This is a genomic window from Cellulomonas sp. McL0606 (assembly GCF_058248365.1).
In genome coordinates this window covers 1,687,807-1,711,018 of record NZ_CM177779.1, presented here as the reverse complement: position 1 = coordinate 1,711,018, position 23,212 = coordinate 1,687,807, and the positions used below count along the sequence as shown (strand labels likewise).

General features: G+C 72.9%; 16 protein-coding genes and 5 pseudogenes. 6 read left to right on the top strand and 15 right to left on the bottom strand.

All coding sequences use genetic code 11. The features are described 5' to 3' along the window. Positions 1-2 precede the first annotated feature (2 nt). The 6 genes and pseudogenes from AC38ZX_RS08655 to argC form a co-directional block, all read right to left on the bottom strand. Positions 3-569 (bottom strand): arginine repressor, encoded by a 567-nt coding sequence (locus tag AC38ZX_RS08655; protein WP_491296986.1) that lies wholly within the window; start codon positions 567-569, stop codon positions 3-5. Next, positions 566-1,500, bottom strand: a pseudogene (gene argF / locus AC38ZX_RS08650) (ornithine carbamoyltransferase). The gene AC38ZX_RS08655 and the pseudogene argF overlap by 4 nt, the downstream one beginning before the upstream one ends. Continuing rightward, positions 1,497-2,771 (bottom strand): acetylornithine transaminase, encoded by a 1,275-nt coding sequence (locus AC38ZX_RS08645; RefSeq protein ID WP_426595401.1) that lies wholly within the window; start codon positions 2,769-2,771, stop codon positions 1,497-1,499. The pseudogene argF and the gene AC38ZX_RS08645 overlap by 4 nt, the downstream one beginning before the upstream one ends. Further along, complete coding sequence (gene argB, locus AC38ZX_RS08640; protein ID WP_426595400.1) at positions 2,768-3,724, bottom strand: acetylglutamate kinase; 957 nt, start codon at positions 3,722-3,724, stop codon at positions 2,768-2,770. The genes AC38ZX_RS08645 and argB overlap by 4 nt, the downstream gene beginning before the upstream one ends. Continuing rightward, complete coding sequence (gene argJ, locus AC38ZX_RS08635; protein WP_491296985.1) at positions 3,721-4,926, bottom strand: bifunctional glutamate N-acetyltransferase/amino-acid acetyltransferase ArgJ; 1,206 nt, start codon at positions 4,924-4,926, stop codon at positions 3,721-3,723. The genes argB and argJ overlap by 4 nt, the downstream gene beginning before the upstream one ends. Continuing rightward, entirely contained in the window at positions 4,923-5,987 is a 1,065-nt protein-coding gene (argC, locus tag AC38ZX_RS08630; RefSeq protein ID WP_491296983.1) for an N-acetyl-gamma-glutamyl-phosphate reductase, read from the bottom strand. The genes argJ and argC overlap by 4 nt, the downstream gene beginning before the upstream one ends. Positions 5,988-6,070: 83 nt before the next feature. Here argC and AC38ZX_RS08625 point away from each other — a divergent pair. From AC38ZX_RS08625 to AC38ZX_RS08600, 6 genes and pseudogenes are all read left to right on the top strand, one after another. After that, positions 6,071-7,052 (top strand): annotated as a pseudogene (locus tag AC38ZX_RS08625) (quinone oxidoreductase family protein). Further along, positions 7,049-7,786: a DsbA family oxidoreductase gene (locus AC38ZX_RS08620; RefSeq protein ID WP_491296982.1), complete on the top strand. Its 738-nt coding sequence runs from the start codon at positions 7,049-7,051 to the stop codon at positions 7,784-7,786. The pseudogene AC38ZX_RS08625 and the gene AC38ZX_RS08620 overlap by 4 nt, the downstream one beginning before the upstream one ends. A gap of 33 nt (positions 7,787-7,819) precedes the next feature. Further along, positions 7,820-8,389 carry a dienelactone hydrolase family protein gene (locus AC38ZX_RS08615; RefSeq protein ID WP_426595395.1) on the top strand — a complete coding sequence of 190 codons (570 nt, stop codon included), beginning with the start codon at positions 7,820-7,822 and terminating at the stop codon, positions 8,387-8,389. Positions 8,390-8,500: 111 nt separating this feature from the next. Further along, positions 8,501-8,827 carry a hypothetical protein gene (locus AC38ZX_RS08610; protein WP_491296981.1) on the top strand — a complete coding sequence of 109 codons (327 nt, stop codon included), beginning with the start codon at positions 8,501-8,503 and terminating at the stop codon, positions 8,825-8,827. Then, positions 8,740-9,447 (top strand): pyridoxal-phosphate dependent enzyme, encoded by a 708-nt coding sequence (locus AC38ZX_RS08605; protein ID WP_491296980.1) that lies wholly within the window; start codon positions 8,740-8,742, stop codon positions 9,445-9,447. Before AC38ZX_RS08610 ends, AC38ZX_RS08605 begins: the two co-directional genes overlap by 88 nt. Further along, entirely contained in the window at positions 9,378-9,785 is a 408-nt protein-coding gene (locus AC38ZX_RS08600) for a hypothetical protein (protein WP_491296979.1), read from the top strand. The genes AC38ZX_RS08605 and AC38ZX_RS08600 overlap by 70 nt, the downstream gene beginning before the upstream one ends. A gap of 98 nt (positions 9,786-9,883) precedes the next feature. On the opposite strand, the pseudogene AC38ZX_RS08595 reads toward AC38ZX_RS08600, so the two are convergent. The 9 genes and pseudogenes from AC38ZX_RS08595 to infC form a co-directional block, all read right to left on the bottom strand. Next, a pseudogene (locus AC38ZX_RS08595) lies at positions 9,884-14,863 on the bottom strand (ExeM/NucH family extracellular endonuclease). Positions 14,864-15,085: 222 nt separating this feature from the next. Further along, positions 15,086-17,646: pseudogene (pheT, locus tag AC38ZX_RS08590) on the bottom strand (phenylalanine--tRNA ligase subunit beta). Beyond that, positions 17,646-18,689 (bottom strand): phenylalanine--tRNA ligase subunit alpha, encoded by a 1,044-nt coding sequence (pheS, locus tag AC38ZX_RS08585; RefSeq protein ID WP_426595391.1) that lies wholly within the window; start codon positions 18,687-18,689, stop codon positions 17,646-17,648. The pseudogene pheT and the gene pheS overlap by 1 nt, the downstream one beginning before the upstream one ends. A gap of 200 nt (positions 18,690-18,889) precedes the next feature. Continuing rightward, a complete protein-coding gene (thpR, locus tag AC38ZX_RS08580) occupies positions 18,890-19,531 on the bottom strand; it encodes an RNA 2',3'-cyclic phosphodiesterase (RefSeq protein ID WP_491296978.1) in 642 nt (213 codons plus the stop codon). Further along, on the bottom strand, positions 19,528-20,352 hold the full coding sequence (locus AC38ZX_RS08575) for a TrmH family RNA methyltransferase (RefSeq protein ID WP_491297341.1): 825 nt from the start codon (positions 20,350-20,352) through the stop codon (positions 19,528-19,530). Before AC38ZX_RS08575 ends, thpR begins: the two co-directional genes overlap by 4 nt. 4 nt (positions 20,353-20,356) lie before the next feature. Beyond that, on the bottom strand, positions 20,357-20,974 hold the full coding sequence (locus AC38ZX_RS08570; protein WP_491296977.1) for a hypothetical protein: 618 nt from the start codon (positions 20,972-20,974) through the stop codon (positions 20,357-20,359). A gap of 215 nt (positions 20,975-21,189) precedes the next feature. After that, complete coding sequence (rplT, locus tag AC38ZX_RS08565) at positions 21,190-21,573, bottom strand: 50S ribosomal protein L20 (RefSeq protein WP_028049801.1); 384 nt, start codon at positions 21,571-21,573, stop codon at positions 21,190-21,192. Positions 21,574-21,636: 63 nt separating this feature from the next. After that, on the bottom strand, positions 21,637-21,831 hold the full coding sequence (gene rpmI / locus AC38ZX_RS08560) for a 50S ribosomal protein L35 (RefSeq protein WP_491296975.1): 195 nt from the start codon (positions 21,829-21,831) through the stop codon (positions 21,637-21,639). 579 nt (positions 21,832-22,410) lie between these two features. Then, positions 22,411-23,026: pseudogene (gene infC / locus AC38ZX_RS08555) on the bottom strand (translation initiation factor IF-3); the annotation flags it as partial. Positions 23,027-23,212 lie beyond the last annotated feature (186 nt).

Sequence of the window (23,212 nt, the reverse complement as noted above, 5' to 3'; positions counted from 1 at the left end):
GTTCAGTCTGCCGGTCGCACGCGGGGAGCGGCGTCCGGTCGAGCATCGGTGGCCAGGGCGAGGAAGCGCGCAGCGAGCGCCGAACCGGTCTCGCCCTCGCGGGCGATGACCAGCACCGTGTCGTCGCCGGCGATGGTGCCCAGGACAGCGGGCAGGATCGAGTGGTCGATGGCGGACGCGAGGAACTGTGCCCCGCCCGGCGGCGTGCGCAGGACGACGAGGTTTCCGGACGCCTCGGCGGTGACCAGCAGCTCGGCGCACAGCCGGGCGAGGCGGGACGCGAGCATCTCTTCCCGCGCGGGGGCCCAGTCGGGACCGGTCGACGGCGTCGTGCGACCCCCACCCTCGACCGGCACCGCATAGGCCAGCGCCCCCGACGGCGTCCGGATCTTCACCGCGCGCAGCTCGACCAGGTCGCGGCTCAGGGTCGCCTGCGTGACGGAGACCCCCTCGGCCGCGAGCAGCTCGGCCAGCTGCTGCTGGGAGTGCACGAGCCCGCGGGACAGCAGCGACGTGACCAGAGCGTGGCGCCCGGCCTTGGTGTGCGGGACCGACGAGGTGACGCTCACGGCTGCTCCAGCAGCCAGGTGAGCAGCGCCTTCTGGGCGTGCAGCCGGTTCTCCGCCTCGTCCCAGACGACTGCCTGCGGTCCGTCGAGCACCTCGGCGGTGATCTCCTTGCCGCGGTAGGCGGGCAGGCAGTGCAGGACGATCGCGTCGGGCGCGGCGAGCGCCAGGAGTGCCGCGTCGACCCGGAAGGGCACGAACGGGGTCTCGCGCTCGGCGGCGTGGGCCTCCTGGCCCATCGACACCCAGGTGTCGGTGGCGACCACGTCCGCGCCCGCCACGGCGAGCGCGGCGTCGTGCGTGACGACGACAGACCCGCCCGTCGTCGCAGCGATGGCCTCCGCGTCGGCGAGCACGTCGGGGTCGGGAAGGAACCCGTGCGGCGTCCCGACGCGGACGTGCAGACCGGCCGTGGCACCGCCGAGCAGGTAGGAGTGGGCCATGTTGTTCGCGCCGTCGCCGACGTAGGCGAGGGTCTGCCCGGGCAGCGCGTCGACCCCGCCGCGGTGCTGGGCGATCGTCATGAGGTCGGCGAGGATCTGGCACGGGTGGAACTCGTCCGTGAGCGCGTTGACCACCGGCACGCCCGACTGCGCGGCCATCTGGTCGAGCCGGTCCTGCGCGTGGGTGCGCCAGACGATCGCCGCGACCTGCCGGCCGAGCACCCGGGCGGTGTCCGCGATCGACTCGCGCTGGCCGATCTTGGCGAGGTTCCCGTCGACGCTCAGCGGGAAGCCACCGAGGATTCCGCGATGCCCGCGGTGAACGACACCTGCGTGCGCAGCGTCGGCTTGTCGAAGATGACGGCCACGGGCCGCGGTCCGGTCAGGGGCGTGCGAACGAAGTGGTCGTCGCGGAAGGCGAGGGCGAGCTCGAGGACCGTCCGCTGCTCGGCGGGCGAGAGGTCGTCGTCCCGCAGGAAGGACCGGGTCACGACGACACCTCCACCTGGGCCAGGAAGTCGACGAACTGCCCGGCCTGCTCGTCCGTGAGGATGAACGGCGGCGCGAGCCGGATGGTCGACGGGTTGACCGCGTTCACGATGAAGCCCGCGGCGAGCGCCTGGGCGGCGACCTGCGCCGACACCGGGCCGGCCAGCTCGATGCCGATGAGCAGCCCCTCACCGCGCACACCGACGACGAGCGGGTTGCCGGTCTCCGACAGCCGCGTGCGCAGCCGCTCCCCCAGGCCGCTGACGTGCGCCAGAAGGCCGTCACGCTCGATGACGCCGATGGTCGCGAGCCCGGCTGCCGAGGCGACCGGGTTGCCGCCGAACGTCGAGCCGTGCTGCCCCCGACCGAGCAGCGCCGACGTGTCCGGGCCGTAGGCGACGAGGGCACCGACGGGGAAGCCGCCACCGAGGCCCTTGGCCACCGTGACCGCGTCGGGCACGACCCCGCCGCCGAGGTGCGGGTGGTGGTACGCGAGCCAGGCGCCGGTCCGGCCCATGCCGGTCTGGACCTCGTCGAGGATCAGCAGCGCCCCGTGCTCGGCGGTCAGCCTGCGGGCGTGGGCGAGGTAGCCGGGCGGCAGCGGCAGGACGCCGGCCTCACCCTGGATCGGCTCGACGAACAGGGCGGCGACCTGGTCGCCGTCCTCGGCGAAGGCCGCCTCGAGGGCGTCGGTGTCGCCGAACGGGACGAACTCGACGCCGCCGGGCAGCGGCTCGAACGGCTCGCGGTACGACGCCTTGTGCGTGAGTGCGAGCGCCCCCATCGACCGGCCGTGGAAGGAACCTTCGAGGGCCAGGACGCGCGGCCGACCGGTGCGCCGGGCCAGCTTGAACGCGGCCTCGTTGGCCTCGGTGCCGGAGTTGGTCAGGAAGACGTGCGACCCCTCGGGGGCGCCCGTGAGCGCGATCAGCCGCTCCGCGAACGCGATCTGCGTGGGGCTGCCGAAGAAGTTGGAGACGTGCCCGAGCGTGCCCAGCTGGGCGCTGATCGCGGCCGTGAGCGTCGGGTGGGCGTGGCCGAGCGAGTTGACCGCGATGCCGCCGAGCAGGTCGAGGTAGCGGGTGCCGTCGGCGTCCCAGACGTACGGACCCTCGCCGCGCACCAGCACACGCTGCGGGGCTCCGAACGTGTCCATGACTGCGTGCGTGTACCGGTCGGTCCAGTCGGCGACGGAACCGTCGACCGCGGGCACGGGCAGGTTCGCGTCCGGCGTGACGTCGGCCCGGTGGCGGGCGCGCTGGAGGTCGGTCATCTCGTCACCACCGGGATCGGTGCGGTGAACGGTGCGTCCGCCGGCTCTTCGTCGGGAAGGACCATGGTGCCGATGCCGTCGGAGGTGAAGATCTCGACCAGGATCGAGTGCGGCTCGCGGCCGTCGATCACGTGCGCCCGGCCGACGCCGCCCTCGACCGCCCGCCAGCAGGCCTCCATCTTCGGCCGCATGCCCGCGTCGAGCGTCGGCAGGATGGTGGCGAGCTCGGCTGCGCGCAGGCGACGCACCAGCGACCCCTTGTCCGGCCAGTTGGTGTAGAGGCCCTCGACGTCCGTCAGCACGATGAGCTTGCGCGCGCCGAGCGCGACCGCGAGCGCCGCTGCGGCGGTGTCCGCGTTGACGTTGAGCACCTGGGTGGGGTCGTCGAGATCGGGCGCGACCGTGGACACCACGGGGATGCGACCGGCGTCGAGGAGGTCGAGCACCGCGCCCGGGTTGACCTGCACGACGTCGCCGACGAGGCCGACGTCGACCGGTTCGCCATCCACGACCACCGAACGTCGGCGCGCCTGGAAGAGGCCGCCGTCCTCGCCGGACAGGCCGACCGCGTGCGGGCCGTGAGCGTTGAGCAGGCCGACGAGCTCGCGCGAGACCTGCCCCGTGAGCACCATCCGCACGACGTCCATGGCCTCGGGCGTGGTGACCCGCAGGCCGGCGCGGAACTCCGACTCGATCCCCAGCCGGTCCAGCATGGAGTTGATCTGCGGGCCCCCGCCGTGCACGACGACCGGGCGCAGACCGACCTGCCGCAGGAACACCATGTCCTGCGCGAACGCGCGCTTGAGGTCCTCGTCGATCATGGCGTTGCCGCCGTACTTCACGACGACGAGCGCACCCGCGAACTTCTGCAGCCACGGCAGCGCCTCGATGAGCACCTCTGCCTTCTGCTCGGGCCGAAGGTCGGTGCGCGTGTTGAAGATGAAGTCCGTCATGTCGCGTACGCGCTGTTCTCGTGGACGTAGTCGTGCGTGAGGTCGTTCGTCCACACCGTGACGACCTCGGGTCCGGCGTGCAGGTCGATCAGCACGTGCACCTCGCGGTTCGCGGCGAGGTCGACCTCGGTCCGCGGGCGGTAGGCGCCGCCGTTCTTGCAGACCATGACGCCGTTGATCGTGACGTCGAGCTGGTCGGGGTCGAACGGCGCGACGCTCTCCGGCACGGTCCCCACCTGCGCGAGCACCCGGCCCCAGTTCGGGTCGTTGCCGAACATCGCCGCCTTGAACAGGTTGGACCGCGTGACGGCCCGCGCGACGGCGAGACCGGCGGCCTCCGTCGAGGCCCCCATCACGGTCACCGCGATGTCGTGCGACGCCCCCTCGGCGTCCGCGACCAGCGCCCGGGCCAGCTCGGCGCAGACCTGGGTCAGGGCGGCCGTGAAACCGGCCGGGTCCGGTACCGCGCGGCTCGCGCCCGAGACCAGGAGGGTCACGGTGTCCGACGTCGACATGCAGCCGTCCGAGTCGATGCGGTCGAACGTCTGGTTCGTCGCGGCCCGCAGGGCGGCGTCGGCGGTCTCGGCGTCGACGACCGCGTCGGTGGTGATCACGCAGAGCATCGTCGCCAGGCCGGGCGCCAGCATGCCCGCACCCTTGGCCATCCCGCCGACGGTCCACTCGCCCCGGTCGCCCTGGATCGTGAGGTGCGCCGTCTTGGGCACGGTGTCGGTGGTCATGATCGCGGTCGCCGCGGCCAGGCCGCCGGTCCGGGACAGGTGCGAGACGGCGTCGTCGACGCCCGCGAGGAGCTTGCCGATGGGCAGCGGCTCGCCGATCAGGCCCGTGGAGCACACGACGACGTCGCCCGGCGAGATCTCGAGGACGTTGCCCACCTTCTCGGCCGTGCGGTGCACGTCGAGGAAGCCGTCCGGCCCGGTGCACACGTTGGCGCCGCCCGAGTTGAGCACGACCGCGCTGACCACGCCGTCCGAGACCGCCTGGCGCGACCACACGACCGGCGCGCCCACGACGCGGTTCGTCGTGAAGACGGCCGCAGCGACCTGGGACGGGCCCTCGTTCACGACGAGGGCCAGGTCCGGTCGCCCGGAGGCCTTCAGGCCCGCGACGACGCCCGAGGCCTGGAAGCCCGCGGCGGCGGTGACGCCCGGCGACGGGTGGGCGGTCGTGTCGACCGTCATGGTGCAACTCCATCCAGTGGAAGACCGAGGGTCTCGTCGAGCCCGAGTGCGAGGTTGAGCGACTGCAGGGCGCCGCCGGCGGTGCCCTTGACCAGGTTGTCGATCGCCGTGACCGTGACCACGCGGCCGGCGCGCTCGTCGACCGCGACCTGCACGAGCGCGGTGTTGGCGCCGAGCGTGGACGCCGTGCTCGGCCACTGGCCCGGGGGCAGCAGGTGCACGAACGGCTCGTCGGCGTACGTCTGCTCCCACGCGGCCCGCACGAGCGACGGGTCGGTGCCGGGGACGAGACGCGCGGTCGCCGTCGCCAGGATCCCGCGGGCCATCGGGACCAGCGTCGGCGTGAAGGAGATGGTCACGTCGGAGGCCCCGGCGGAGCGCAGGTTCTGGCCGATCTCCGGGATGTGCCGGTGCGTGCCGCCGACGGCGTACGGCTGCGACGCGCCGAGGCCCTCGCTGGCGAGCAGGTGGGTCTTGGGGGACTTGCCCGCACCCGAGTACCCGTTGGCCAGCACAGCGACGAGATCGAGGGGCTCGATCAGGCCCGCCGCGATGCCCGGCTGCAGTCCGAGCGACACGGCGGTCACGTTGCAGCCCGGCACGGCGATCCGGGTGGCTCCCGCCAGCTCGGCCCGCTGCGCGGACGCGGTCCGCTCCCCCGCGTGCAGCAGCTCGGGGAGGCCGTAGGGCCAGGTCCCGGCGTGCGCGCTGCCGTAGTACGCCTCCCAGTCGGCCGGGTCCACCAGGCGGTGGTCGGCGCCGAGGTCGACGACGACGGCCCGGTCTCCACGGGCCGCGAGCTCGGCGGCCACCGCGCCGCTCGACCCGTGCGGCAGGGCCAGGACCACGACGTCGTGGCCCGCGAGGACGTCGACGTCGGTCGGCTGCAGCACCCGGTCCGCCAGCGAGCGCAGGTGAGGCTGGTGCGCGCCGAGCGCCGTCCCGGCGTTGGAGTGCGCCGTCAGCGCGCCGATCCGAGCCTCGGGGTGCGCCAGCAGGACGCGCAGCATCTCGCCACCCGCGTACCCGCTGGCACCCGCGACCGCGACCGTGAACGTCATGTGCATGAACATACATCGTCGTGCACGAAGATGCGAAAGTCTTCCGCGGGGAAGATCGCGGGTCGCCGTCGCGTTGGCACAACGTGCGCGCAATCCAGGCTTCCGCAGCGGGCGGACCCGACGTCCTCGAGCCGTCGACCTCCCCGACCCGATGCCCGGGCCCGACGACGTGGTCGTCCGGGTGGCCGCCGCCGGCATCAACTTCATCGACACCTACCGCCGCTCCGGCATGTACGCCGTGCCGTACCCGCACGTCCTGGGCTCGGAGGGTGCGGGAACGATCGTCGAGGTCGGGTCCGACGTGACCGAGTTCGCGGTCGGCGACCACGTCGCGTGGTCGTCGGCACCCGGCTCCTACGCGGAGCTGGTCCGCGTGCGCGCGTCGAGCTGCTCCCCGTCCCGGTCGGCGTCGACCTGCAGGTCGCCGCGGCGCTCCCGCTGCAGGGCATGACGGCGCACTACCTGGTCACCTCCGTGTTCCCCGTGGCCGAGGGGCACGACCTCCTCGTGCACGCCGGGGCCGGCGGCGTCGGCCTCCTGCTCACCCAGCTCGCGGCCGCGCGCGGCGCGCGGGTGATCTCGACCGTCGGCACCGCGGACAAGGAGCGGCTCGCGCGCGAGGCGGGTGCGGCCGACGTGATCCGCTACCGCGAGCTCACCGACCTCACCCGTGACCTGCCCGCCGAGGTGCGGGCGCTCACCGACGGTCGTGGCGTGCACGCGGCCTACGACTCGGTGGGCAAGGACACCTTCGACGCCTCGCTCGCGTCCCTGCGTCGCCGCGGGACCCTCGTCCTGTTCGGGGCGTCGTCCGGTGCGGTCCCGCCCGTCGATCCGCAGCGGCTGAACCACGCCGGCTCGGTGTACCTCACCCGGCCCACGCTCGGCGACTTCGTCGCGACGCGCGAGGAGCTGACCTGGCGCGCCCAGGAGTTGTTCGACGGGGTCGTGGCCGGCACGCTCGACGTGCGGGTCGGCGCCACCTTCTCGTTGGCCGATGCGGCCGACGCCCACCGCGCGCTCGAGTCGCGCTCCACGACCGGAAAGGTCCTGCTCCTCCCGTGACGACCACCACCCTGAACCAGACCCGCACGCTCGCCGTCGAGATCTGGTCCGACATCGCGTGCCCGTGGTGCTACATCGGCAAGAAGCGCTTCGAGACGGCCCTGGCCGACTTCCCGTTCCGCGACCAGGTCGAGGTGACGTGGCGCTCGTTCGAGCTGTCGCCGGAGACACCCGCGGGCCCGGGACGTCCCGAGATCGACGCGCTCGCGGAGATGAAGGGCATCCCGCTCCCCCAGGTGCAGCGGATGTTCGCGCAGGTCACCGAGGTGGCGGCCGGTGAGGGTCTCGCCTACGACTTCGCACGGACCCTCGCGGTCAACACGTTCGACGGGCACCGCCTGGTGCACCTGGCCGCGCGGCACGGGCTCGCCGACCGCGTCCTGGAGGCCCTGTACTCCGCGCACTTCGAGCACGGCGCCGACCTGGGCGACGACGAGACCCTCGTGCGGATCGTGGCGGAGGTCGGCGTCGGCGCCGACGAGGCGCGTGCGGTCCTGGCAGGCACCGACCACGCGGACGACGTCCGTCGCGACGAGGCCGAGGCCCGCGCGATCGGCGTGACCGGTGTGCCGTTCTTCGTGGTCGACCGCCGCATCGGCGTCTCGGGCGCGCAGCCGGCCGGCGTGTTCACGCAGCTGCTCGAGGAGGGCTGGAAGACGGCGAACCCCCTGGCCACGCTGGCGACGGCCGACCCGTCCGCCGAGGCGTGCGTCGACGACTCCTGCGCGATCTGAGCGCGTGTCGGACCAGCGCGCGATGATCGGAGCATGGCTACCGTCCTGCTCCTGCACCACGCCCAGGGTCTGACTCCCGGCGTCGTCGCGTTCGCCGACGCCTTGCGCGCCGCCGGCCACACGGTGCACGCGCCGGACGTCTACGACGGGCGCACGTTCGACGACCTCTCCGCCGGCATCGCGTACGCGGGCGAGGTCGGGTTCGAGACCGTGATGCAGCGCGGCGTCGACGCCGCCGCCGACCTGCCGGGCGGCACCGTCTACATCGGCATCTCGCTCGGGGTCATGGCGGCCCAGCAGCTCGCGCAGACCCGTCCGGTCGCCGCGGGCGCGGTCTTCGTCGCCTCCTGCCTCCCCGCGTCCGAGTTCGGCGGCTGGCCGGATGGCGTGCCCGTGCAGGTGCACGGCAAGGACGCCGACCCGATCTTCGTCGACGAGGGCGACCTGGACGCCGCGCGGTCGCTGGTGGCGTCCGTCGAGGGTGCCGAGCTGTTCCTCTACCCGGGCGACCAGCACCTGTTCCTCGACAGCAGCCTGCCGGCGTTCGACCCGGCCGCCACCGCCGAGCTCACGGAGCACGTGCTCTCCTTCCTCGCGGACTAGCGGGCTACGCTGCGGCTGGACCGCTCGATGGCGCCGGTCCACGGCCCAACGCACCGGTTCGCCCGACAGCAGACGAACGCCCAGCGTGGCGTGCCCACCCGGAGGACCGTGATGACTGCATCGCTGCTCGACACCCTCGGCGTGACCGTTCCCTCGACCGTCCCCACCCACTGGTACAACCTCGCGGCGGACCTGCCGGCACCGTGCCCTCCGGCGCTGCACCCCGGCACGCAGCAGCCGCTGACGCCGGACGACCTGGCGCCGCTGTTCCCGATGGCGCTGATCATGCAGGAGGTCAGCACCGAGCGCTGGATCGAGATCCCCGAGCCCGTGCGCGAGATCTACGCGCTGTGGCGGCCGTCGCCGCTCGTCCGAGCCTGCGGCTCGAGCGGGCCCTGGGCACCCCGGCGAAGATCTACTACAAGTACGAGGGTGTGAGCCCGGTCGGGTCGCACAAGGCGAACACCGCGGTCGCGCAGGCGTACTACAACGCCGCCGAGGGGATCACGAAGACCACCACCGAGACCGGCGCCGGCCAGTGGGGAGCCGCGCTGGCGTTCGCCAGCGCGCTGCTCGGGCTGACCTGCGAGGTCTGGCAGGTCCGGGCCTCGTACGACTCCAAGCCGTACCGCCGGATGCAGATTGAGACGTACGGCAGCATCTGCCACCCGTCGCCGTCGGACCTCACCAACGCCGGCCGGGCGATGCTCGCGGCCGACCCCGAGACCACCGGCTCGCTCGGCATGGCGATCAGCGAGGCGGTCGAGGCGGCGGCCACGAACCCGGACGCGCACTACGCGCTCGGCAGCGTCCTCAACCACGTCCTGCTGCACCAGTCAGTGATCGGCCAGGAGGCGCTGGCGCAGCTCGACGAGATCGGCGAGGCCGCCGACATCGTCTTCGGCTGCGCGGGCGGCGGGTCCAACCTCGGCGGGCTGTCTTCCCGTTCCTCGGCCGCAACCTGCGGGAGGGGACCGCTACCCGGGTCGTGGCCTGCGAGCCGGCCGCCTGCCCGTCGATCACGCAGGGCGAGTACCGGTACGACTTCGGTGACGTAGCCGGCCTGACGCCGCTGCTCAAGATGCACACCCTGGGCAAGGACTTCGTGCCGCCGCCCATCCACGCGGGCGGTCTGCGGTACCACGGCATGGCGCCGATGGTGTCCCACGCCGTCGAGCTCGGCCTGGTGTCGGCGATCGCCGTCGACCAGGAGACCGCGTTCGCCGCGGGCATCGAGTTCGCGCGGGCCGAGGGGATCATCCCCGCCCCCGAGTCCACGCACGCGGTCGCCGGTGCGATCGCGTACGCGCGGCAGGCGACCGCGGCGGAGACGATCGTCATCGGCCTGTCCGGCAACGGGGTGCTGGACCTGCCCGCGTACCACGACTTCGTCTGAGCACCGTCCTCGCCTGAGCACCGTCTTCGCCTGAGCGCAGACTTCGCCTGGCACGACCGAGGCCCGCGTCCGGCTGGACGCGGGCCACGGTCCTGGCGTCAGCGCGTCGTCACCGGCGCGCTGGTGCTCGGGCTCACGTTGGCGACGTCGCTCGGGACGAACGTCGCGGTGTACGTGTGCGTGCCCGAGGGGAGGGTGCCGATGGCGATCCCGAGGACCATGTTCAGCCGCTTGACCACCGTGAGGCCCTCCCGGATCTCGATCGTCCCGGACGGCAGGCGACCGTTGTCCGTCGAGACCGTGACCACGGCGATCGGCGGGATGAACAGGAACCCGCGGGTGACGGACAGCCCGGTCGTGGTGGTCACCTTGCGCACCGTCACGGTGACGGGCGCCGACGACGAGCCGGTCACCGTGGCATCACCCGCGAACCGGGCGACCACCGGGTAGGTGCCCGCCGGCGTCGTGGCCGGCAGCCGGTAGGTGGCCGTGCCGCCGCTGAGCGGGACCGTCGCCAGCACCGTGGAGCCGGACACGAAGTCCACGCTCCCACCGACCGGCACGGGTGCCGAGACGGTCGCGGTGAGAAGCACGCGCGTGGAGGAGCCGAAGACCTGGCTCGACGGCGATGCCGTCAGCGTCGTGGTGGAGGCCGGGATGCCGGCCTTCACCGTCAGCGGCAGCGTCACGGTCGTGCCGCTCGGCGTGGCCACCAGCGTCAACGAGTGCGCACCGGCCGGTGTGGACGACGGCACGGTCACCGACACGGTCGCATTCCCGCCGCTGACCGCGGCCGACCCGATGGACGTTCCGTCGAGCCGGACGTCGAGGCTCGTGTTCTGCGGCGCGCCCAGGCTGGTCAGGTCCAGACCGGTGACCGGGAACGTGAGCGCGTCGCCGGCCGTGACGGCCGAGGGCACCGACGGCACCCCGACGGCCTGGCGGGCGAAGTCGGGCGCGAGACCCGGGTGCGCCTGCAGGTACGCGATCCAGCCGTCGCGGTCGATCAGTCCCGAGTCGCGCGCGTCGGTCCCCTGGGCCACCACGCGGAAGTTGTCGCCGCCGGTGGTCAGGAACGAGAACGTGCCGATCCGGTAGGGCGCGGCCGGGTCGAGGGGGACCCCGTCGACCGTGACCGACGTGATGTGCGAGCCCGCCGGCGCCGCGGCGTCGAACGTGTACGTGACGTTGTCCGACAGCCCCAGCTGCAGGTACGGCCGCGACGGGATGGTGCCGTCGGCGTTCGTCTGCCACTGCTGCTCGAGCATCGTCTTGACCTGGGCGCCCGTGAGAGTGGTGGTCCAGAGGTTGTTGACGAACGGCAGCACCGAGTTGGCCTCGGCCGTCGTCACGACGCCGTCGGGGGCGTAGAACAGCTGCCGCCCGCAGACCGCCCGGGTTGACGACGCCGATCTGGGCGCCGCCGAGGTTCGCCGGGGCCAGGGTGTCGCGCAGGGCGTTGGCCACGAGGTCGCCGAGCGACGACTCGCTCGCGCGGTCGTCGCGACCCGACGTGGTGTTGGGACCCGGTCCGACGTAGCCGGCAGGGCCGTAGGTGCCGCCGGAGTAGGCGGTGGTGATGTCGGCCGTCACCGAACCGACGGGCACGGACCCGACCGTGTCGGCGTAGGCGAGCGCGGCGTTCACGATCGTGTTGACCTGCGCGACGCGGGGGTAGGTCGCGACGAGCTGCGCGGCGAAGGCCGCCTCGTTCTGCGCGGGCGTGTTCCCCGCGACGACCGGGGCCACCAGCCGCGGGATGTTCTTCTCCGTGTGCGCGGTGACCTCGTCGGAGACGGGATCGTAGGTCAGCGTGACCTCGCCGAGGTTCTCGCCGTAGTCGCCGGTCTGGATGACCGGCCGCGTCACGCCGGCCTCGCCGGGCACCGGGGCGTCCCACGCGTACTGCTTGTGGGTGTGGCCGGTGAAGATGGCGGCCACCTCGGGCGAGGTCCCGTTGACGATCTGCGCGAACGCGCCGCCGGCCGCGACCTCCTGCTCCAACGTCGCGCCGTCCGGCGTGCCCTCGCCCGCGCCCTCGTGGTACGTCGCGACGAGGACGTCGGCCTCGCCGTTGGCCGGGTTGCCGTCGGTCAGCTCGGCGGCCACGCGGTTCACCGCGTCGACCGGGTTGCCGATGTCCAGCTGCGTGATGCCACCGGGGCTGACCAGCGACGGGGTCTCCTGGGTCACCGCCCCGATCACGCCGACCTTGACGCCGTCCAGGTCGAGGATCGTGTACTCCGGCAGCGCCGGCGTGGTGGTGCCCTTCAGGTACACGTTCGCACCCAGGTAGGCCCACTTCGCGTTCGTGCCAGCCGCGATGATCCGGTTCTTCAGGTCGTCGAAGCCCTTGTCGAACTCGTGGTTGCCCACGGCCGACGCCTGCAGACCCAGGGCGTTCAGGACGTCGATGGTCGGCTGGTCCTGCTGGACCGCGGAGGCGAACAACGAGGCGCTGACGTTGTCACCGGCCGAGACGAACGCGACCGGGCTGCCTGCCGCCTCGGCGGCCGCGCGCTCCTGCTCGATGGTCCCGGCGAACTTCACCGTGTTGGTGTCGATGCGCCCGTGGAAGTCGTTGATGTCGAGGAACGTCAGCGTCTTCGGTGCGGTGCTGGTCGCCCCGGAGGACAGGCCGACGATCACCGGGTCGTGGTCGGAGGAGCGGTACTCGTCCGGAGCGTAGAACAGGGTGCCGTGGTAGTTGTAGCGGTCGTACTCGAGCGCGACGGACTCCTCGGCGTTGATCTCCCAGATGTCCGCACCGGTGGCGCGGGCCAGGGCCGGACCGTTGAGCAGGACGTGGTCGAGCGAGCCGGAGGTGCCGCCGAACGAGTACGAGTACTGCCCCGGCGCCAGCGCCGAGGCCGCGTCCGTGTAGCCGGCGTCGTAGAGGACCTGCAGCGGGTCCTCCTTGGTGTACGAGTTGAAGTCGCCGACGAGCGCGACCGACTGCGTCGAGCCCTGGATCGTCGGCACCCAGTCGCGCAGCGCGGTGGCCTGCGCCACGCGGGACGCGTTCGACGCGCCCTGGCCGTCACCGGTGTCGGCGTCGCCGGGCAGCGGACCGGCCGAGCCCTTGGACTTCAGGTGGTTCACGACGACGAGGAACGGGTCCCCACCGCCGACCGGCGTGAACGTCTGCGCGATGGGCTCGCGGGCGTTGCCGAAGGCCTGGTCGTCGCCGCTCAGCGTGCCGAGCGCGTGCGACGGGCCGGTGCGCTCGACGGCGGACTTGCGGTAGATGATCGCGTTGGTGATGACGTCCATCTGCGACACGGGCGGCAGGTCGGCGGACGACGGGACGAAGGCCCAGACGTCGCCGCCGGCCGCCGCGTTCAGCGCGTCCACGAGCGTGCCGAGCGCCTGGTCCGGCACGCCGTCCACCACCGCGGAGTTCTCGATCTCGAGGAGGCCGACGACGTCCGCGCCCAGGGCGTTGATCGCTGCGACGATCTTGTCCTGCTGGCGCTGCAGGTCGGCCGGGTCCCAGGCGCCGCGGGGGTCGCAGCCGCTCTGCACGGTCACGGGGTCACCGGTGCGGTCCTTGTACGGCACGCAGCCGGCCGTGTCGGCGCCGAGGGTGGTGAAGTAGTTGAGCACGTTGAACGAGGCGACCTTGAGGTCCCCGCCGACGGGCTCCGGGGCCGTCGTCCGGGTGTTGGCGAAGCTCACGGCCGCCGGGCCGGGAGCCGTCGGGTTCAGCGACCAGAGGTTGTTGCGGTAGTCGACGACGAGAGGCGCGGTGATCGTCGCGGCGGCGCCCACCCGGATCGGGTTCGTGAGCGAGACGTACGGCGGGGTCAGGCCGGAGTTGGCCGCCGACAGGAAGTTCGTCGACGAGCCGTCGTCCAGGACGACCGCGCGGGCGGCGTTGTCCGCGGCGGCCGCGGCGGCGGCGGGCGTCCCGGGCCGAGCGACCTCGGTCGTCTGCAGGAGCGGCGTGGTCCCGGCGGCGAGACCGACCTCGCCGTACTGGTTGGTGGAGTACGTGTCGGAGATGGTCATCGGGCCGGTCGGCAGGAAGAGCATCGACTCGAGCGCCTCGCGCGCAGCGTCGGTGGTGGGCCAGGTGCCCGAGACCGGCGTGACGGGGGCGGCCGAGGGCGGCAGCGGTGTCATGCCGCCGGCGACGACCGTGAAGCTCGGTCAGGCCGCTGAACTCGCTGACCGTGCCGGTGACCTGCACGTGGTCACCGATCGCGACCGCGCCGACGGTGGCCGCCGAGTAGACGAAGACCGCGTCCGAGCCGGTGTGGGCCACGTCTCCCCCGGTGCCGGGCGTCTGGATCACGTACCCCGACAGGCCCCCGGTCGGGTAGGCGGCGGTGACGACCCCGTCGGTGCGCACGGACTGACCGACCAGCGGGGAGGCGGGTCCGGTGCCCTGGATCGCCTCGATCGTCGCGTCGACGGTGGTGCCCGGGCCGGTCGGCCCGGAGGCGGCTCTGGGGGTCGGGGCGCCCGCGGTGAAGTCGGCCGCGTTGCTGCCCGTGTTGGCGCCGGAGGCGTTGCGGGCCACCGACGTGGAGTTGGACGTACCCGGCGCCGCGGCCCCGGCGAACACGGTCGCCGTGCCCCAGCCGACCAGGTCCACCACCGACGGGTCGGCGGCGCAGGCCGCCGCGGACGCGCACACGAGGGTCGTCGACGAGCTCACCGAGGGCGACCTTGCCCGCCGTGCCGGAGAGCGAGACCGTGCCCGACACGTCGGGCGTCGGCAGGTCGGGCTGCGTCAGGTCGGCACCCGCGGCCTCGGCCACCAGGTACGTGGCGCCGGCGGCGATCGTTCCGGACAGCGGCGTCACGCCGGTGAAGGACGTGTTCGTCGCCGATCCGTACTGGACCGACCAGCCCGTGAGGTCGACCGCCGACGTCGACGTGTTCCGCAGCTCGATGAAGTCGTGGTCGAACAGCCCGCCGGAGTTCCCGCCGCCGCCGTACACCTCGTTGATGACGACCGGCGCGGCGGACGTCACGGCTGCCTGGGCGGCACCGGCCCCGACCAACGATCCGACCAGGGCGAACCCGAGGGCGGCGGCGCCCCCGACGAGTGACTTCAGGGGTGGGCGCACGTCGGACGTCTCCTTCGTCGAGGGCTCGGCGGCTGCTGGAGGCCGACCGGGCCCCACATTGGGGGAATGTCCGGAACGTCGCAACTACTGGCGAGTAACCATTGGGTGAACTCGTCCTATGACTTGGTTCTCAAAGCGTGTGACCAGCGCGTTCACAGAAGTGGGACCCGAGACGACCGGCCGGCCACCGCGGAGCCCGTTCACTGGGCGGACGTTCTCGTCTCAGGCGCGCAGGGTCGCACCGAACCTGCGGTGGGCCTCCGCGACGACAGCCTCGCGGACGGCGGCGGCCTCCTGAGCGGTCAGCGTCCGGTCGTCAGCGCGCAGTCGCAGGGCGAACGCGAGCGACCGGTTGCCGGCGCCGACCTGCTCACCCTCGAACACGTCGAAGAGCCGGATGTCCTCGACCACGTCGCCGGCCGGTGACGCGACCGCCCCGACCCGGACCGCGTCGAGCACGTCCGCGGCGGGCACGTCGGCCGGGACCACGAGGGCGATGTCCTCCTTGGCCACGGGGAACGTCGAGACCGCCCACGCCTGGTAGGGCTCGGCCGGTGCCGCGGCGAGCAGGGCGTCGAGGTCGAGCTTCGAACGCGACGGCCCGGGCGGGCAGCCCGTGCGCGGCGACCACGTTCGGGTGCAGCTCCCCCGCGAACCCGAGGGTCACGTCGCCGACCGACAGCCGGGCGCACCGTCCCGGGTGCCACGGCAGGTGGTCGGCGTCGGCCGTGACGGTGAGCCTCGACGCCGACGACGTCGGCCACCAGTCGGGCCGCGGCGAGCGCGTCGGTGTGGTCCGCGCGACGGCCCGGACCCCACCAGCCCGCGGGCTCGCGCGCGCCGGCGAGCACGCCGGCCACCCGCTGCGGCTGCGGCGGGATGGCTGCGTCGATGGCGGCGAGCTGGGCGTCGGACGGCCGGATCCCCCCGGGCAGCCTCGGGGCCGGCGGCGCGTCCGCCAGGGGGCGGGTGACCAGGCCCGTCTCGAAGATCGCCACGTCGGTCGCCCCCCGACCGACGTTGCGCCGCGCGGTGTCCAGCAGCGTGACGAGCAGCGTCGTCCGCATGAAGGGCTGCTCGTCGGACAGCGGGTTGACCAGGCGCACCGCGCGTCGCCGGGCGTCGTCGGGCGGCACGCCGAGCGCGTCCAGCTGCTCGGTGCCCATGAACGGGTACGACAGCACCTGGACCAGACCCGACTCCGCGAGCGCACGGGCGACCGACCGACGCGTGCGCTGGCCCGGCGTCAGCCCGCGTCCGCCGGGTGCCGACGGCAGGATCGACGGGATCGCGTCGTAGCCGCACAGCCGCGCCACCTCCTCGACGAGGTCCACGCCGACGAGCAGGTCGGGCCGCCACGACGGCGGCGTGACCCGCACGGCGTCGGGCCCGGCCGTCTCGACGACGCAGCCGATCGAGACCAGCACGTCGCGGACCTCGTCGGGCGTGTAGTCGACGCCCACCAACCGGGCGGGCAGGTCGAGCGGGAGCACGAACGACTCCGGCGGGACCACGTCGAACACGTCCGTCACCTCGGCGTCCGGGACGCCGCCGCCGTGCTCGACGAGCAGCGCGACGGTGCGGGCGACGGCGACGCGCGGCAGCAGCGGGTCAGCCCCGCGCTCGAACCGCTTGGCGGCCTCGGAGGGCAGCTTGTGCCGGCGGGCCGTCCGGGCGACCGTGATCGGGTCGAAGTGCGCGGCCTCGATGAGCAGGTCGGTGGTATCCCGGCCGACCTCGCTGTCGCCGCCGCCCATGACCGCGGCCAGGCCGATGACCCGAGAGGAGCGCACGCCGTCGGGGCTGTCGGTGATGACCAGGTCCTCCGGGTCGAGCACGCGCTCGACGTCGTCGAGCGTCCGGATCTTCTCGCCGCTCACGGCCCTGCGCACGACGATCGGCGCCGCGACCTTGGCCAGGTCATAGGCATGCAGCGGTTGCCCCAGGTCGAGCATCACGTAGTTGGTGACGTCGACGGCGAGGTTGATGGGTCGCATCCCCGCCTGCTGCAGCCGCTGCTGCATCCATCGCGGCGACGGGTCGTTGGCGCGCACCCCGCGGACAACCTGGGCGACGAACCGGTCGGCGCCGGGCACCCCGTTGATCGGCGCGGCGTCGTCGATCTCGACGGCGAAGCCGCCGCCCGCGACGGGCAGCGGGCTCGTCGGCAGCCCGTGGTCCGTGAACCGCGCTCCCGTGGAGAGGCTGTACTCCCGGGCGACGCCGCGCATGGAGAAGCAGTAGCCGCGGTCGGGAGTCACGTTGATCTCGAGGACCTCCTCGCCGAGCCCGAGCAGCTCGCGTGCGTCCGTCCCGGGCGCCGCCTCGATGCCCAGGCGTGAGAGCACGATGATGCCGGCGTGGTCGTCGCCGAGGCCCAGCTCGCGCTGGGAGCAGATCATGCCGTCGGACACGTGCCCGTACGTCTTGCGCGACGCGATGGGGAACGGTCCGGGCAGCACGGCGCCGGGCAGCGCGACGACGACCGAGTCGCCGACCTCGAAGTTGTGCGCGCCGCAGACGATGCCCCGCGGCGCGCCGCCCGGCTCGTTGTGCTCGGGCCCGACCTCGACGCGGCACCAGTTGATCGTCTTGCCGTTCTTCTGCTCCTCGGGCGTGCGCTCGACGACGAGCCCGACGACCAGCGGACCGGACACGGCCGCGGGGAGGATCGCCTCCTCCTCCAGACCGACACGCACGAGGTCGGCCGCCAGCTGCTCGGCGGAGAGGTCCGCCGGGATCTCGACGTGCTCGCCGAGCCACGTCAGGGGGATGCGCGGCATCAGATCTCCGTCCCGAACTGGGCGGAGAAGCGGATGTCGCCCTCCACCATGTCGTGCATGTCCGCGATCCCGTGCCGCAGCATCAGGGTCCGCTCGATCCCCATCCCGAACGCGAAGCCCGAGTAGACGTCCGGGTCGATCCCGCACGCGCGCAGCACGTTGGGGTTGACCATCCCGCAGCCGCCCCACTCGATCCAGCCTGCGCCGCCCTTCTTCTGCGGGAACCAGAGGTCCATCTCGGCGCTGGGTTCGGTGAACGGGAAGAACGACGGCCGCAGGCGGGTGCGGGCCTCCGGCCCGAAGATCGCCTGGGCGAAGTGGTCGAGAGTGCCCTTGAGGTTGGCCATCGTCAGGCCCTTGTCGACCGCGAGGCCCTCCACCTGGTGGAACACGGGCGTGTGCGTGGCGTCGAGCTCGTCGGTGCGGAACACCTTGCCGGGGCAGGCGATGTAGACGGGCAGGTCCCGCTCCAGCAGCGTCCGCGCCTGGACCGGGGACGTGTGGGTGCGCAGCACGAGACCGGGAGTGTCGACGAAGAACGTGTCCTGCATCTGCCGCGCCGGGTGGTCGACGCCGAAGTTGAGCGCGTCGAAGTTGAACCACTCCGACTCGAGCTCGGGGCCCTCGGCGATCTCCCAGCCCATCGCGACGAAGATGTCCGCGATGCGCTCCGACAGAGCGTCCAGCGGATGCCGGGACCCGCGCGGGTGGCGGTCGGTGGGCAGGGTGACGTCGACGGACTCCTCGACGAGGACTCGGGCGTCGCGCTCGGCCTCGAGCTCGGCCTGCCGGTCGGCCAGCGCGCGTCCGAGGCGCGCCTTGGCCTGACCCAGCAGCTTGCCGGCGGTGGCCTTGTCGGCCGGTGCCAGGCCGCCGATCGCACGGTTGGCCAGCGCGATCGGGCTGCGCTCCCCCACGTGCTCCAGACGGGCGGTCTTCAGGGCGTCCAGGTCGGTCGCCGCGTCGAGCGCCTTGAGGGCGGCCTCCACGGCGGCGTCGATGCCCGGAGCATCGAGCGGGGACAGGGCGGTGTCGTCGGACATCCTGACCTTCCAAGAGTTTCTCAGCGCGGCGATCGGCCCGGAAGCGTGCGCGTCCGAGCCGGCGGACAAGTCTAGAGGCGCCCGATCCGGGGGTGGGCGGCCGGTCCAGCGATGGACGGCCCGCTCAGGTGCGCGTCAGAGGCGCAGCCCGGGAACGGGCCCGGGAAATCGGCGACCGTCGGCCGCCTGCGCACGCGCTGTCATGTGCCCATCCTGCCACGCGAGGCCAGCGCAAACTGCTCCACTACCTCGTACAGCGGCCCACCCCCGCGGCCCGCACCCGGCTGCGAGGACATCAGCAGGATCTCGCCGACCTCCCAGCGCGGCCCCTCGTACACGGCCAGCGCCCGCACGATGCCGTCGGCCACCTCGACCTCGCGGTCCGGCTCGGGCCCCGGACGCCCCCGTGTGTTCGTCGACGACCCCCGCCTCGGCGGCCGGCTCCCCGGCCGCACGCGGCCGACCGTCAGGTGCGCGCGTTCGCGTGCCCGCCGGTCCGGCACGTCTCCGGCGTCGACGCAGCCCGAGCTCACGACCCGTTGGGTCTCGACGTCCCCCCCGACGCCGATCCACAGCGTGCGGTGCGAGAACACGCCCGCACCGCGCAGCGTCAGCTCGTACGGCTCGACGCGCGCTGCCAGCTCGGCCAGACCGGCCGTCAGCACCGGCAGCGACCCGTCGGGCAGGTCACCGTAGAAGGCGGTGGTCAGGTGCCACGTCTCTCGTGCCGACCAGCGGACCGCCTGCGACAGCCCCGACGGCGCACCGCGCACCGCGCCGAGCGCGACGTCCATGTGGTCGAGCACGTGCTCGGGCGGCCACACCGCGGCGAACAGCCTCACCGGTGTGCCCGCGCGCTCGCGTACAGACAGACCGTCGCCGCGGTGGCCAGGTTGAGCGACTCGGCACGTCCGCGGATCGGCACGCGCACGACGGCGTCGGCCAGCGCACGGTCCTCGTCGCGCAGCCCCCACGCCTCGTTGCCGAAGAGCCAGGCGGTGGGCCGACTCAGGTCGGGGACGCCGTCCTCCGTCGCGCCGACCACGTCCAGGAGGTCGTCGAGATCGAACGGGCCGACCCCGTCGGCGGCCAGCACGAGAAGGCCCGCCGCGCGCAGGTGGTCGATCGTCGTCGCCAGGTCCGCGCCCATGATCACGGGCAGGTGGAAGAGCGACCCGGCCGTCGACCGCACGACCTTCGGGTTGTGCACGTCGACGCTCTCGCCGGTCAGCACGGCCGCGTCCGCGCCGGCCGCGTCGGCCGCGCGGATCACCGTCCCCGCGTTGCCGGGGTCGCGCACGTTGGCCAGGATCGCGACCAGCCGCGGGGCCGCGAGCTCGCCCAGCGTGTGTGCGGTGAGCGCCACGACCGCCACCACCTGCTGACCGTCCGGGCTCATCGCGTCGAGGACCTCGAGCGTCCCGACGGACACCCGGATCCCCCGGTCCTGCGCGCCGAGCACGATCTCGGGGTACCGCTGCGCCGACTCGGTCGTCACGTACACGTCGTGCACGTCCGCCCCCGCCAGCACGGCCTCCCGGACGGCCTGCGGACCTTCGACGACGAACCGCCCGGCCCGTTGCCGCACCGCACTGTTGCTCAGCGACCGGACGGCCTTGACGCGCTCGGCCCGAGGATTCGTCAGGGTGGGAGTGCTCACCAGGACATCATCGCGTGCCCGGGCTTCGTGCCGGGTCCATGATCCCGGGCCCTCGCCGGTCCGGGTCGAACAGCTCGGCGAGGTCCGACCAGAAGGGGACCCTCAACGGTCGCCGCGAGGTGCCGGGATCCTGGGCGGCGAACACGCGGCCGGCGTAGTCGTAGAGGTCCCGCCCGACGACCGAGACCGTGGTGCGGTCGACCAGGAACACCGGGCACCGCGCACGACGGTCACCGGCCGGGACGTAGCACTGCGCGAACAGCGGGACGAGCGTCGGGACGTTCGCGAGCTGTCCCCGGGCCACCGCCTCGCGCTGCTCGTCGACGTCGGGCCGAATGCCCCAGTCCGCCGGCCAGAAGTCGTGCTCCAGCACGTCGGCAACGACGCCGTCGACCGGCACCCGCAGCCGCGCCCGGAGGGTCCGCGCCGCACCGTCGCGCCAGTTGGCCCAGTACCGGCCCGTCGGCACGCCGAAGCGCAAGAAGTCGCGGTGGACCGCCGCGAACCGGAACCCGAACCGCTGCTCGATGTCGTCGAGCTGGAAGTCACCCAGTCCCGGGGTCATCGGCTCGCCGCCGTACGACATCATCAGATGGGCGTTCCTGGCCACGTCCTCGACGGACACGGTCGGACGAGCCAGACCATCGGACGCACGACGTGCCTCGGCCACCGGCTCAGGCGCGGTTCGTCGACGACTGCACGAGCCGGAGCCTAGCGAGCACGACGAAGCCCCCGGAAGGTCCCGCTCAGAAGAGCGGCCCCGCGGGGGCTTCGGGTACACCGACCCGCCGCCCGGCTCCGACGAGGGAGCACTGGGCGGTCGGGCTCAGCGAACGAGGGTCACGCAGCCTTCGGCGCGTTGACGTCCTCGGGCAGGGCGGCCTTGGCGGCGGCCACGAGCGTGTTGAACGTCGCGGCGTCGTTCACGGCGAGGTCGGCCAGCACGCGGCGGTCCACCTCGATGCCCGCGAGCTTGAGGCCCTGGATCAGGCGGTTGTAGGTCAGGCCCTGCTCGCGTGCAGCGGCGTTGATCCGCTGGATCCACAGCTTGCGGAAGTCCTGCTTGCGGACCTTGCGGTCGCGGTAGGAGTAGACGAGGGAGTGGGTGACCTGCTCCTTCGCCTTCCGGTACAGACGCGAACGCTGGCCGCGGTAGCCGGCGGCGCGCTCGAGGGTTGTCCGGCGCTTCTTCTGGGCGTTTACTGCCCGCTTCACGCGTGCCACGTGATGCTCCTTGCTGGTCTCGGGCTCGGGATGGGTGACCGGGGCGCTGGTGCGCCCCCGCGGTCACTTACCGAGCAGCTTCTCGATGCGGGGGGCGTCGGCAGGAGAGACGACGAGGTCGCCGGCGAGGCGGCGGGTGCGACGGCTCGACTTGTGCTCGAGCAGGTGGCGGGCGCCGGCCTGCTCGCGCATGAGCTTGCCGGTCCCGGTCACCCGGAAGCGCTTCTTGGCACCGGAGTGCGTCTTGTTCTTCGGCATGGCTGCCGTGTCTCCTTGTCGTTACATCGCACGGGATCGTGCGACTCGTCTGGTGCGGTCCGACCGGTGGGTCAGCCCGTCCGTTCGTTCGGGTTAGCTGGCCTCTTCCGAGGCCGTCGTGCTGGTCTTCGCTGGTCCGGCCGGACCGGGACGCGGCGCCGCGGGGCGGGGCGTTCCGGCAGGCTTCGGCGTGGCCGACTTCGCAGCCGCCGTCGATCCCGCGGACGCGGGGCTCGGGGCGGGCGACGATGCGGCGGTCGTGGTCGGCCGGGGGGCCGAGGTGGTGCTCGGGCGTGCTGCGGCCGCGGGACGCGGTGCAGCAGCCGGGCGGGGGGCGGCCGCGGCCGGGCGGGGCGCCGCGGCGGGTCGGGGCGCAGCGGCCGGGCGGGGCGCCGCGGCGGGGCGGGGCGCTGCGGCCGGGCGGGAGGCTGCGGCCGGGCGAGGCGTGACCGGAGCCGCCGGCGTCTCGACGACGACGGCCTCGGTCTGAACCGTCTCGACGGCCTCGACGGCCTCGACCGTCTCGACGACCGCCGGGACGGGCGCGACGACCGGCGTCTCGACGACGGCCGGAGCCTCGTCGGGAGCGTCGACCTGCGCGGCCTTCTGCGCGGCGGCTGCCGCGTTCGCCTCGCGCTGAGCAGCAGCCTGCGCCGCGCGACGCTGCTCCTGCTTCTGGTCGGCCTTCTTCTTGTTCGGCCCGAGCACCATGATCATGTTGCGGCCGTCCTGCTTCGGCATGCTCTCGATGAAACCGAGCTTCCGAGACGTCGTCGGCGAGCCGCTGCAGCAGGCGGACGCCCATCTCCGGGCGCGACTGCTCGCGGCCACGGAACATGATCATGACCTTGACCTTGTCGCCGGCCGTGAGGAACCGCTCGACGTGGCCCTTCTTGGTGCCGTAGTCGTGCGGGTCGATCTTCAGCCGGAAGCGGATCTCCTTGAGGACCGTGTTGGTCTGGTTCCGCCGGGCCTCGCGGGCCTTCATGTCTGCTTCGTACTTGAACTTGCCGTAGTCCATGATCTTGCAGACGGGCGGACGAGCGTCAGGTGCCACCTCGACGAGGTCGAGGTCGGCGTCCTGGGCCAGGCGCAGGGCGTCCTCCACGCGCACGATGCCGACCTGCTCGCCGTTGGGGCCGACCAGGCGGACCTCGGCTACGCGGATCCGATCGTTGATGCGGGGCTCGCTGATGTGGTGCTCCTCAGGTTCGTGGTGTGGACCGCCAGGAACGAGGAAGGCCCCCGTCCTGGTCACAGGAGGAGGCCTCGACAAGTCCGCTACGCAGGCACGGCCGTGGCCATGCTCACGCGACCGGGAGCGGCTGATGCCGTCCGGTGCGGACTGTGACCCGGACTCTGTCGTCGCTGCGATCGAAAG

Coding starts and splice junctions, on each gene's coding strand:
- AC38ZX_RS08645 (WP_426595401.1), bottom strand. CDS start 2,771: ATGACCGACCTCCAGCGCGCCCGCCACCGGGCCGACGTCACGCCGGAC.
- argB (WP_426595400.1), bottom strand. CDS start 3,724: ATGACGGACTTCATCTTCAACACGCGCACCGACCTTCGGCCCGAGCAG.
- argJ (WP_491296985.1), bottom strand. CDS start 4,926: ATGACGGTCGACACGACCGCCCACCCGTCGCCGGGCGTCACCGCCGCC.
- argC (WP_491296983.1), bottom strand. CDS start 5,987: ATGACGTTCACGGTCGCGGTCGCGGGTGCCAGCGGGTACGCGGGTGGC.
- AC38ZX_RS08615 (WP_426595395.1), top strand. CDS start 7,820: ATGGCTACCGTCCTGCTCCTGCACCACGCCCAGGGTCTGACTCCCGGC.
- AC38ZX_RS08610 (WP_491296981.1), top strand. CDS start 8,501: ATGACTGCATCGCTGCTCGACACCCTCGGCGTGACCGTTCCCTCGACC.
- pheS (WP_426595391.1), bottom strand. CDS start 18,689: ATGTCCGACGACACCGCCCTGTCCCCGCTCGATGCTCCGGGCATCGAC.
- rpmI (WP_491296975.1), bottom strand. CDS start 21,831: ATGCCGAAGAACAAGACGCACTCCGGTGCCAAGAAGCGCTTCCGGGTG.